Source organism: Gardnerella sp. c17Ua_118 (genome assembly GCF_055804255.1).
The window spans coordinates 708,305-720,347 of record NZ_JANUYT010000001.1; the positions used below are offsets into that span (position 1 = coordinate 708,305).

General features: G+C 43.3%; 10 protein-coding genes and 1 tRNA gene. 4 read left to right on the forward strand and 7 right to left on the reverse strand.

What is annotated here, in order from left to right:
- Positions 1-51: 51 nt before the first annotated feature.
- Complete coding sequence (lysS, locus tag NYP69_RS02935) at positions 52-1,728, reverse strand: lysine--tRNA ligase (RefSeq protein WP_101896631.1); 1,677 nt, start codon at positions 1,726-1,728, stop codon at positions 52-54.
- 457 nt (positions 1,729-2,185) lie between these two features.
- Here lysS and NYP69_RS02940 point away from each other — a divergent pair.
- The 3 genes from NYP69_RS02940 to NYP69_RS02950 all read left to right on the forward strand — a co-directional run bounded on the left by NYP69_RS02940 (position 2,186) and on the right by NYP69_RS02950 (position 5,124).
- Positions 2,186-2,259 (forward strand) — tRNA-Pro (locus tag NYP69_RS02940).
- Between the two features lie 130 nt (positions 2,260-2,389).
- The gene (locus NYP69_RS02945; RefSeq protein WP_473410571.1) at positions 2,390-4,480 is read left to right on the forward strand and encodes a DUF4037 domain-containing protein; all 2,091 of its coding nucleotides are present in this window, start codon (positions 2,390-2,392) and stop codon (positions 4,478-4,480) included.
- A complete protein-coding gene (locus NYP69_RS02950; protein WP_004130293.1) occupies positions 4,480-5,124 on the forward strand; it encodes a DUF4125 family protein in 645 nt (214 codons plus the stop codon). Before NYP69_RS02945 ends, NYP69_RS02950 begins: the two co-directional genes overlap by 1 nt.
- 25 nt (positions 5,125-5,149) lie before the next feature.
- Here the strand turns inward: NYP69_RS02950 and NYP69_RS02955 are convergent, their stop codons facing one another.
- The 6 genes from NYP69_RS02955 to hflX form a co-directional block, all read right to left on the reverse strand.
- Entirely contained in the window at positions 5,150-5,830 is a 681-nt protein-coding gene (locus tag NYP69_RS02955; protein WP_473410572.1) for an HAD family hydrolase, read from the reverse strand.
- A gap of 13 nt (positions 5,831-5,843) precedes the next feature.
- Positions 5,844-6,320, reverse strand: a complete 477-nt coding sequence (locus NYP69_RS02960) for a metal-sulfur cluster assembly factor (protein ID WP_004130295.1) — start codon at positions 6,318-6,320, stop codon at positions 5,844-5,846.
- Positions 6,321-6,397: 77 nt separating this feature from the next.
- Positions 6,398-7,057 (reverse strand): Fe-S cluster assembly sulfur transfer protein SufU, encoded by a 660-nt coding sequence (gene sufU / locus NYP69_RS02965; RefSeq protein ID WP_060785561.1) that lies wholly within the window; start codon positions 7,055-7,057, stop codon positions 6,398-6,400.
- A 28-nt stretch (positions 7,058-7,085) separates the two neighbouring features.
- On the reverse strand, positions 7,086-8,432 hold the full coding sequence (locus tag NYP69_RS02970) for a SufS family cysteine desulfurase (protein WP_081090773.1): 1,347 nt from the start codon (positions 8,430-8,432) through the stop codon (positions 7,086-7,088).
- 173 nt (positions 8,433-8,605) lie between these two features.
- Complete coding sequence (locus NYP69_RS02975) at positions 8,606-9,568, reverse strand: L-lactate dehydrogenase (RefSeq protein WP_004130300.1); 963 nt, start codon at positions 9,566-9,568, stop codon at positions 8,606-8,608.
- 130 nt (positions 9,569-9,698) lie between these two features.
- On the reverse strand, positions 9,699-11,168 hold the full coding sequence (hflX, locus tag NYP69_RS02980; RefSeq protein WP_473410776.1) for a GTPase HflX: 1,470 nt from the start codon (positions 11,166-11,168) through the stop codon (positions 9,699-9,701).
- Between the two features lie 169 nt (positions 11,169-11,337).
- On the opposite strand from hflX, the gene NYP69_RS02985 reads away from it, so the two are divergent.
- The gene (locus tag NYP69_RS02985; protein ID WP_128813976.1) at positions 11,338-12,039 is read left to right on the forward strand and encodes a class I SAM-dependent methyltransferase; all 702 of its coding nucleotides are present in this window, start codon (positions 11,338-11,340) and stop codon (positions 12,037-12,039) included.
- Positions 12,040-12,043 lie beyond the last annotated feature (4 nt).

Consider the following 12,043-nt stretch of genomic DNA (forward strand, 5'->3'; position numbering starts at 1 on the left):
CAACTAGCGATAATCACAACTAGCGATAATCACAACTAGCGATAATCACAACTAGCGAAGTGGCTTTACGAGTGGGAACGTAATCGTCTCGCGAATGGTTGCGCCCGTAAGTGCGATTAGCAAGCGGTCAATTCCCATTCCCATGCCGCCAGCAGGAGGCATACCAACGCCGAGAGCCTCAATAAAGTCCTCGTCAATATCCATTGCCTCAACGTCTCCAGCCAAAGCATCTTTAGCTTGAGCAACAAAGCGCTCGCGCTGCACAACAGGATCGTTAAGCTCGGAGTAGCCAGTTGCAAGCTCAAAGCCGCGCACGTACAAATCCCACTTTTCAACCATTCCAGGCTTTGTGCGGTGACCCTTAACAAGTGGGCTTGTCTCCACTGGGAAGTCGCGCACAAACGTTGGCTCATAAAGCTTGTCCTCGTAGAAGTGCTCCCACAAGTGCTCAACCAACTTGCCGTGATTCTCCACTTCGTCGCGCTCAACGCCAAGCTTGTCTGCGATTGCGCCCAAATGCTCAACAGAAGTCTCTGGCGTAATCTCCTCACCCAAAGCCTCGCTAAGCGAGCCATACATGGTGATTTGCTTCCATTCGCCGCCAAAATCATACTCTTCGCCATTAAGCAAAGTCACCTTAGTGGAACCAAAAGCGTCTAGTGCAGCCTTTTGAATCAGCTCTTTAGTAAGAGCACCAATCGTATCGTAAGTGCCGTAAGCCTGGTATGCCTCGAGCATTGTAAACTCTGGTGCGTGAGTTGCATCCACGCCTTCGTTTCTAAAATCACGGTTGATTTCGAACACGCGGTCAATGCCACCAACCAAGCAACGCTTCAAGAAAAGCTCTGGAGCAATACGCAAGTAGAGATCAATATCGAAAGCGTTCATATGAGTTGTAAACGGACGAGCAGCAGCACCTCCGTGAACCGTTTGCAACATTGGTGTCTCAACCTCAAGGAAGTCGTGGCTGTCGAAAGTGCGACGAAGAGAAGCCACAGCATGCGAACGCCTGCGAACCATATCGCGAATCTTCTCGTCTGCAATCATGCCAATATATGGCTTGCGAGTACGAGTATCGTCACTTAATTCCTTATGCAAAGCTGGAAGCGGCTGCAAAGCCTTAGCAGCAATCGCCCACTCTGTTGCAAATACGGAAAGCTCACCCGTCTTTGAAGAAATTACGCGACCGCGAACGTACAAATGGTCTCCCAAATCAACCATCTGCTTGAAGCTTTTAATGGATTCTTCGCCGATTTCCTTCTTGGAAACCATAGCCTGAATAGTAGTGCCGTCACCAGCAGAAAGCTTAACGAAGCACAAGCCGCCAGCATTACGCAAGAAAAGAACGCGCCCAGCAATGCCAACCTCTGTATCGGTTTCTTCGCCAGCTTGAAGCTTGCCGTCAAAATCAGCGCGAACTTTTTCGATTGTATCCGTAACATTAAGATGCACCGGGTATGGTTGCACGCCTTCCTTAAGCATCATCGCGCGCTTTGCAACGCGCATTTGCACCTGCTCTGGGTGCGCAAGCGGACCAAACTCTTTATTGCTTGGGTCAATTGCTTCATCCAGGCTTGCGCCCTCGTTTACACGCTTAGCAATAACCTCATCCTGCGCGAGCAGCATTTCGGCATGCTCAACGGTGTCAATTTCGTTGACGTTGTCTGTTGATTCATTTTCTGCTGCATCGTTTTGCGCAGCGAGCATTGTAGTATTCGTGTCACTCATAGTCGCTAATTGTAGCTACTAGGTAATACAGATAAGTGCACAACAAATACGTTTTATTGCGTTATTTAGTTGATTGTGCGAATCATTTTTACATCAAATACACATTTTTATAGAAATATTTATATTTTTCTGTTTTCGGAAGAAAAATAGATTTACAGTAAAAATTTTTATTATTTTATTAAGATATACAAAATTATTTACGAAAAGAGACATGATTTTGCAAATATTGCAGATTGCATGCAAGCTATAAAAAAGTGAAAGTAAATTTTTAATAAAATCTCAAAAAATTTATTTACTAGCGACACACACTAACGACACACACAGCAACGCACAAGCGACACACAATGATATTTTGTAGCAAGTTCACGCTATTATAACCAAGTTATTGTAGTGCTGCTTGCACAATTCAATATGTAGTTGCATCATGTATTTGTAAGATGAATTCACACAATAACATCGGGCTGTAGCGCAGTTTGGTAGCGCGCTTCGTTCGGGACGAAGAGGCCGCGGGTTCAAATCCCACCAGCCCGACTTTTGATTTTTGCACAATCGCGCGTATTGCAACACTCTTATAAACTTATAATTCTGTATAAACGCATAATTTTGTATGATTGAGTAGTGAGCAAAACGGAATTAAATCGCAAGAAGCAAGGTGGCTTAAATGTTAAGCGTTTCGCAATTGTATAAAGAACTAGACAATATGTTTGCTAATCACGCAAACGCACAAGAAATCGAAAAATACTTGCTAAATGCTCTGCACGAAGCAAATTGCGAGCCAGACGAACCGCAAGATGCAAGCCAAGAATCAAACCAAGAAAAAGCAAGCGCTCAAGCATTGCAACTATCTGTGTTAAATGAGTTGATGGGATTTTATAGGTCTAGAGGAGAATACGCAAAAAACAAGCCAATCATTGATAGTGCGCTAAAACTTTCAGATAAAATGCAACTAGCAGGCAGTGAAGCTGGCACAACAACACTTATAAACGCTGCTACTAGCCTTCGCGCAGCTGGCGATTATGAGCGCGCAACAGAAATATATTCTAAAGCTCTTAAAGAATCATCGAAAACACTAAAACCAAACGATAGAAAGCTCGCTGCCCTTCACAACAATCTTTCAATGCTTTATAGCGAAACAGGCAAAATTAAAGAAGCAATAGATCAGCTTGAAAAAGCATTAGACATATTGCAAAAATCGAGTATCAATCCTTCAACAGACATAGATATAGCAGCAACTCACACAAATCTTGCGCTTGCGATTTTGCAAGAATGCTCGCAGCCTAGTGAAAGCACGAATAGCAAATCTAATAGTCTTAACGCTGCTTTTGAACACGCTTCAACCAGCATTCGCATGTACATTGCAGGAAACAACCAAAATCAACCGCATTACGCTTCTGCGTTGGCAGGATATGCGCAAGTTCAATACGCACGAAAAGAGTATTCCGACGCTGTAAAAGCGTACAGCGAAGCTCTAGATTTAATAGCACAATGTTACGGAAAAGATAGCGAGTCCTATGCGATTACGTTGGAAAATCTACAGCAAGCACAGAAGGCAGCAGAAAAATTTACGGAGACTGGCGTGGCGGATGCGATTCAGTGCGCTGCGGAAAAATCGCCAGAAACCGATGAGCCGCATCCAGAATCAAATAAAACCATAAAAATAGATAAAACTATACAATCAAATAACACTATAAAATCAAGCAGAACTATAAAAACAGAAGATAATACAAAAATTAAAAACGGCATGCAACTTGCAAAAGAATATTGGCAAACCTACGGAAAGCCGCTGCTTGAACTTGAAGAATTTAGGGACTATAAAAACCGCATAGCTGCAGGATTAGTCGGTCACGGATCGGAATGCTACGGATTTGACGACGAGATTTCTAGAGACCACGATTTTGGCCCAGGATTCTGCATATGGCTTACAGATGAAGACTATGCAAAAATTGGCGAGGATTTGCAAGCAGCTTACAACGATTTGCCGCAAGAATACGCTGGATTTGACTCTAGAAAAGAAACGCCGCGCGCTAAATCATGCGAAAGCAGCAAGCGAGTCGGAGTATTTAGCATAAGCGAATTTTTTGAAAACATAACAGGATTTTCCGCCGCGCCAAGCCAAGACGAGCCGTATTTGTGGATTTCGCTAAGCGAGCCAACACTTGCTGCAGCTACGAACGGCCAAATTTTTGCAGACCCACTTGGAGAATTTAGCAAAACGCGTCAAAGTTTTAAGCTTATGCCAGACGATGTGAGAATCTCGCTAATCTCTAGAAGGCTTGGCATGATGGCTCAAGCAGGTCAATACAATGTTCCACGAATGCTAGCGCGAAAAGACGGAGCTGCAGCGTGGCTTTCTATAAACGAGTTTGTGCGCGCAACCGCTTCAATCGTGTTCTTGCTAAATAACCCAATAAGCGCAGGATATTTGCCATATTATAAGTGGCAATTTGCAGCACTTCGCAAGCTAAGCGCGCGAATGGCGTCTAGGCTTTCTGGCGTAGCAAATCAACTTGAATCGCTTATGCGACTAAGTAGTGCGGCATGCTTTGGCGGAATCGGATTTGGCGAAGGCACAAAAGGAAGCAGCGAATCTGAGTCTAAAATAAACGAGATTATTCAAAACGTGTGCAACGAAGTAGTGCAAGAGCTTAAATATCAAGGTTTGAGCGATTGCAATGAAACATTTTTAGAATGGCAGCGCCCGTATGTTGAAGCGCATATTAATTCGCGCGCTGCGTGCTTAAGGAGCTTATGATGTGCAATTCATTATCAAATCCAAAAACGCAAAATCCAAAAACGCAAAAGCTTGCAGAAGAAATTACAAAACTAGAATGGCAGCAATTCCAGCTTACGCAAAACGAAGGCGGACGCGCGAATTGTCAAGGAAACTGGCCAACATTCCACATTATGCGAATGAGCCAATTTTTAACTTGGCCTCTGGATTTGCAAGAGTCTTATAAAAAAGATCTTGAGCGCGCAAATAGCAATGGCAGAAATTTGATAACAGAAAAATATGCAAGAATGATGGAGTCTACTGCCCCAGAAATTTTTGAACGCACGATTAAGCCTTATATTAAGCCGATTTTAGAGCCTAGAAAAAGCGAGCAAGAGAAGATTATTTTAACGCAAGTTAAGTGGGCCGATGATTTTCGCAATCACTACCCTCATTTAGGTCTTGCAATGCGCGTTCTAAAAACAAGCGAAGATACAGAAGAAAATACATCTTTTGAAACGTATTTGAGAGGAGAATTAAGCACGTATTCTGCCGAAACTTTTGCTAAATATAAAACTTTTATAGAAGATTTAACGGCAAAAAATCTAAATCTTACTCAGATGATTGTTGAAAATACTGTGCACATGTATGGCTACGATTCACTCGAATCAGCCGACAAATGTTGAGGCAACTATAGCGTGAATAGTTTTATTACAGAGTAAATAGTTTTGCAAACGCACAATCGATTCTTTGCGCAGTTTTTAGGCTACGCAAATCAGATTCAACAAAAACAGTAGAAGATGCACGCAAACCATTTTTGCTCAAAAAATCTCTATAAATCATAATATTCGGCTTTAGCAAATGAGATTCGCAAGATGCACTAACGCCATTTATCTCGCTAAGTATTGGGCAAGTTTCGCGCGCACAATCCATCCACTCTTGCGAAGCGTTTCCAAGCGCCCAGACGCGCACACCTTTTGCGATTAAATCGCGAGCAAAAGACGCAAAACGCGCTCGCTCCCCTAAAAATCCGCGTGAAAAATTCTTAAAATACAGGCGATAAAGCCAAGTTACAGCAGGACCGTGATGCTCGCTAAACGATTCCAGTGCGCGCTGGCTGCTCCATGCCGCCTCTAGCAAAGCTTCGTGAAACTCAAAACTCCATTCTGGCTCGTAACTAAACAGAACTTCGCCAATATAATCTGGGTAATCTGACTCCAATGTGCGGCGCGCATCCCAATCAACAAGAAGATGCAGGTCAAAAACAACATCCGTTATGCCGTTTTCAATAATTTTTTGCGCGCACAAATCGCAATAAGCGTCGCTATTCCTGCAATCGTCACTATTCTTAAAATCATCGCGATCATGCGAAAAATCTTCTGTACAAACCATTAAAAATCCTAAATTATTCGGTTGGCGAAATTCCGCCAACATAGGATGACATTCCAGAAGTGCCAGGAGCTACAGAAGAACCAACGCCAGAAACCCCAGCCCCAAGCCCAGCCCCAAAGCTAGCAGGCAAATTGTTCAAATTATAGCCAAGCGCCTCAAGCTGCGCGCGCCCATCTTCCGTAATATTTTCAACGCTCCAACGCGGCTTCCAAGTCCAATCAATCCTAAATTCGTCTACAAGTCCAACCAGCGCACTCGCGCACTCGTCTTCAATCAAATCCGTAAGCGGGCAAGCAGGCGTTGTAAGCGTCATAGTAAGAATCGCGCGACCAAGCTCGTCAATCTCAATCCCGTAAACTAATCCCAAGTCAACAACATCAATACCAAGCTCTGGGTCCACAACATTGTGCAAAGCCTCTTGAATATCTTCCTCAGTTACGCGCCCAATATTGTTTGCGCTAAGAGTTGATTCTGCTTGATTTTCTGCCATCTCGTTCCTTATTTTTAAGTGTTACAACGCGATTTTTTTAAGTGTTACAACGCGATTTTATAAAGCTACATACGATTTTATAAAGCCTCAATAGCCTTTGCAATACCGTCTTTTAAGCCTTCCCACGCAAGCAACGCACACTTGATTCGCATTGGATATTTAGAAACGCCTTGAAAAACCATAGCATCTTCCAACTCATCTTCGTCTTGCTCGCTTTTTAATCCAACTCCCCTAGATTCCATAAGTTTGTGGAAAAGAGCGGCCAATCGCAATGCATCCGCAACGGTTTTCCCCTCAACCAAATCAACCATAATCGAAAGACTCGCCTGCGAAATTGAGCAACCGTGGCCATCCCACTTAATACTTTTAATAAGCGCATTGCTTGAATTATCAACGTTTTTAGCGAGTTCCACATGCATTGTAACCTCATCTCCACAAGTTGGGTTAAATTGATGAGATTCGCCAAAAGCATAATCTTTATTAGCTTCTACAGCACAATTTTCGTGATGATTTGTAATTTTTATATTAGAATCGTTTTTTAGCTCATCGGTTGCTTGCGATTTACCAGAAGCCTCCTCAACTTTCTCTTCACGCTCTTCTGCTTTAGAAAGACTCTCTGTGCTTAAAAAATGTGTTTTTCCGTGCGGATTTCTAGCAGCATCTAGAATAACTTCTTGATACATGCTTTCTAAGCTGTTACTTGCACCGTTAGCGTCATCAAAACTCATATCAAACATACGCTCTCCTTGCATTAAAATATTACGACTATGCGCCAAAATATGCGCGAACTTGGGAAACAGCTTCGATTAATTCGCGAACTTCTTCGATTGTGTTATAAACTCCAACAGACGCGCGATTCGAAGCGTACACGCCAAAATGGCGATGAATCGGCTGAGCGCAATGATGCCCAACGCGAATCGCAATCCCTTGCGCATCCAAAAACTGGCCAACGTCATGCGGATGCACGCCTTCAACTTCAAAAGAAACCGTTGCAATGCGCTTGCTTAAATCAAGTGGGCCAAGCACGCGAACTCCTGGAACATCTTGCAATTTAAGCAATTCTGCAGCAATCTGACTCTCATGCTGTGCAACTCGATTCATGCCCAACTCTCGAAGCCAATCCGCAGCTACTCCTGCAGCGACCATTTGCGCAACTGGCTGAGTTCCTGCCTCAAAACGGTAAGGCGCTTCCATATATTGCGCTGGCTTATTAAGCCACGCAAGCTCCACCATGGACCCCCCAAAATTAGCAGGCGGAAGAGCTTGAAGAAACTCACGTCGACCATACAAGAACCCAACTCCCGTCGGTCCGTACATTTTATGAGCACTAAAGGCTGCAAAATCAACATCTAGCGCGTGAAAATCAACTGGAATATGCGGAACGGACTGACAAGCGTCAAGAACAAAAATCGCCCCAACCTGGTGCGCGCGCTTGCAAATCGGCGAAACATCCGTGATTGCGCCCGTAACATTGCTAATATGCGTAACTGCAACGATTTTCGTGCGCTCATCAATAACAGTGCTCAAATAATCCGCATCCGCTCGCACTCGGCCATCTTCAGTTACATCAATCCAGCGAAGCTCCGCACCCGATCGAATCGCAAGCTCTTGGAATGGCAATAAAACGGAATGATGCTCTGCGCGAGAAACAACAATATTATCTCCCTCATTAATCACAAAATGCTGGCGCAAAATTAAGTTATCTTCCGCAAAACCAGAGCGATTTAGCTTAGCGTTAATAGTGGCATTTCCAATAGAAGTTGCAAGAAGATTCAACGCGCCTGTAGCGCCAGGCGTAACAACAATCTCTTCGCTGCCTTCTTTGCTACAAGCACCAACGAGTTTTGCAACCTTTGCGCGCGCTCCTTCAAACGCAACTGTGCTAAGCGCTGCCAACTCGTGCGCTCCTCTATGCACTCCAGCATTAATCGTTTTATAAAACTCGCTTTCGGCATTAATTACAACTTGCGGCTTTTGAGAAGTTGCTGCAGAATCCAAGTAAATCAAGGGTTTTGAATGCACTTTGCGACTTAAAATTGGAAATTGGAGCCTTAAATCTTCAAAATCGCGCATTAGCGCAAAGTCTGTATCAAGATTTTTATGATTAAACATTCAAAATCACCTTTTAATCAAATTTATAACTTAAAAGCCGCTCCCCCAAAACAATGATTGAAGGAGCGACTTTCAAGACTTAAATCTTAGTAATTAGCGCTTTACGAACAGCCAAGCATAAAAGCATAAAAGCATAAAAGCATAAACGCTTAAATCATAAAGCAGAAAGCTAATTAGAATCCAAATTGTGCCGCAGCTTGACGAAGAGTCTCTGCAGAACGCTTCAAAGCAGCAAGCTCGCGATCCGAAACTGGAGTATTCAAGCGAGAATTTACGCCGTTGCGGTTCAACAAAGTTGGAACAGACATGCAAACGTCCGAGATTCCGTGGAAGTCTTCAAGCAAAGAGGAAACTGGCAAAATGCGGTTGGTGTCGCGAAGAACAGCCTCAACAATATCTACACCAGACATTGCAATAGCGTAGTTTGTAGCGCCTTTACCGTTAATAATCTTGTAAGCTGCGTTCTTAACTTCCTGATGAATCTCTTCGCGCTTAGCTTCATCCAATGGCTCATGACCTGGAAGAGCATTCCACTCGCACATTGGAACGCCACCAATAGTTGCAGAAGCCCAAAGAGGAACTTCGGAATCGCCATGTTCGCCAGCAATATAAGCGTGAACGTTCTTAACGTTCACACCAGTGTGCTGAGCAATAAGGAAGCGCAAACGTGCAGAATCAAGGTTTGTACCAGATCCGAACATTTGATTAGCAGGAAGACCAGAAAGCTTCATAGAAACATGCGTAACAACGTCAACAGGATTTGTAATAAGCATGTAAATTGCGTTTGGAGCAACCTTAACAACATTAGGAATAATCGACTTCATAATATTGATGGTTGCACCTGCAAGTTCCAAACGAGTCTGACCAGGCTTTTGACGAGCGCCAGCAGTAATAACAACCATATCGGCATCGCGGCAAATTTCAACATCGTCGGAGCCAGCAATCGAAACAGCTGGGTAGAAGCTAGAACCGTGCTGCATATCGAGCACTTCTGCTTCAACACGTTCCTTAGCGATATCCTCAAGCACAATTTCACGAGCAACACCGCGCTGAGCAGCAGCAAACGCAAGCGTAGAACCTACTGCGCCAGCACCAATAATCGCAAGCTTTGTTGGCTTAACCTGAGAATTCACCATTAGAAAACCCCTTTTCCACAAACCGAATCAGCCCTCTAGCTAATAAATAACTCAAAATATAAGGGCTGCTCTAATAATAGAGATATATGCATGAACAGTTTTTACTTTAATCACACCTAAGGAGTTTTGCTTAAAACGCAATTTGCATAAGTTTTGCCGCCAAAGAATCTCCAACAAAAGCATCTAATTCTATGCCAGAATCCTTATATTCCACTGATTTTACAATGCCATTTTCCCTAACTTTAGATAGCAAAGATCCAGAATAATCACTATAAGGAAGCCTAACTTTAACATGAACATGTGGTGAAGGTAACAAATTTTCTATGCGCGTTCTTAAACGGTCAATATTTGTTCCACTTGCAGCAGACACAATTAAAGAATCAGGATACAAAGATTTTAAGCGCAAACGCATTGGCTCTTGCATAACATCCGACTTGTTAAACGCAATAATTTGCGCAATGTCTTCCACTCCATCAATTTGAGCCAAAACCTCGTTAACTGCCTCAATTTGAGAAACAGGGTCTGGGTGAGATCCGTCAACAACGTGCAAAATAACGTCTGCTTGGCCAACCTCTTCCAAAGTGGACTTAAACGCTTCTACTAGCTGAGTTGGCAGCCTTCGCACAAAACCAACCGTGTCTACAAGCGTGTACGCGCGACCATCTTTAGTTAAAGACTTTCGAACAGCAGTATCCAAAGTGGCAAAAAGCGCATTTTCTACAAGTTCTTTAGATCCTGTAAGCCTATTTATAATCGAAGATTTTCCAGCATTTGTATACCCTACTACTGCAACGGTTGGAATATCTTGACGACGCCTAGATCCGCGCTTTGTCTCGCGAGTTGGTGCCATTAGCGCAATGTCGTGACGCAATTTTGAAATTCGATTCCTAATTGCGCGCCTATCCATCTCGATTTTTGTTTCGCCAGGGCCTCTAGAGCCTATTCCAGCGTCTCCAGCAGCACGACCGCCAGCCTGCCTAGAAAGAGCAGCACCCCAACCTCTAAGTCGCGGAAGCATGTATTGAAGCTGAGCAAGCTCGACTTGTGCCTTTCCTTCCCTGCTTGTTGCATGTTGAGCGAAAATGTCTAGAATAACAGCCGTTCTGTCTACAACTTTGACTTTAGTGGCGTCTTCCAAAGCTCTTCTCTGGCTTGGTGGAAGATCATCGTCTACCACAATCGTATCCGCATCATTTTGCGCCACAACCGCTGCAAGTTCACGCGCCTTTCCAGAACCAACATACGTTGCTGCATCTGGCCTATATCTTTGTTGCAACATGCCGTCACACACTACTGCTCCAGCGGTTTTAGCAAGAGCGGCCAACTCTCTAAGAGACTCTTCTGCTTGGCTTAAAGTTCCGCGAGCACTAGACCACACACCTACTAAAACAACACGTTCCAGCCTTAGTTTTCTGTACTCTACTTCGGTTACGTCTTGTAATTCTCCAAGGCCAGCAACTCGTTTTAACGCGTTTCTTGATTCGCGCTCTTGCCAAGCTTCATCGTTACTTTCTAGGCTTGATCCAGCGTTTGCATTGTCTAGCAGAACTTCACTATGACCTGAAAGAAAGTCTTTATGCTCATTTTTATGCTCAGGCATATTATTATCACCACTTGCCAAATCACTATTTGCTAAAGTATCTACCAAAACTATGCCCTTTGTTATTTTTCTTTAACTACTAACGCTAAATCCCTTGTTAATACACGATTTACAACGTTTGTTTTATTATTGTGAATCTAGAAGACATAATTTTTAACGCAACACTAAAATGGCTATTAACACTTTTAATAAAACTAAAAAGACGAGCAGCATTAATGCTACTAAAACAAACAAGAATGCTAAAGAATCTAAGACTAGCGGCGAACAGTATTTTTCCGCTAATCCAAATTCTTTAGACTTAAGACGAACTTTGCAAGTTGATTTGCGCGGTCACGAGGTTAGCGTGCAAGTTTCTAACGGAGTTTTTAGCTCTTCTAAACTTGATTTAGGAACTGCAGTTCTTCTTAAACACGCTCCACAACCCCCAGAAAATGGGCGATTTTTCGATATCGGTTGCGGCTGGGGCGCTATTAGTTTGGCTTTAGGTTTTGAATCTCCTAATGCGCAAATTTACGCTGTAGACGTTAACGAGCGCGCTCTAGAACTTACTAATATTAACGCTAAGAATGCTGGATTAAATAACATTCACACTTATCTTGTAGAAGATGCGCTAAAAGAAGATGAGCTAAAAGACATTGATCTTATTTGGTCTAATCCTCCAATCCGCGTTGGAAAAGACGTTTTACACAATATTTTGCTCACGTGGCTTCCTCGCTTAAAAGTTGGTGGAGCTGCTTATTTGGTTGTTCAAAAAAATCTTGGTTCAGACTCCTTAATCCCTTGGCTTTCTAAAAATCTTGGGGAAGATTTTAGCGTTGAAAAATACGCAAGCTCTAAAGGATACAGGATTATAGAAGTCTTAAGAAAATAGGATT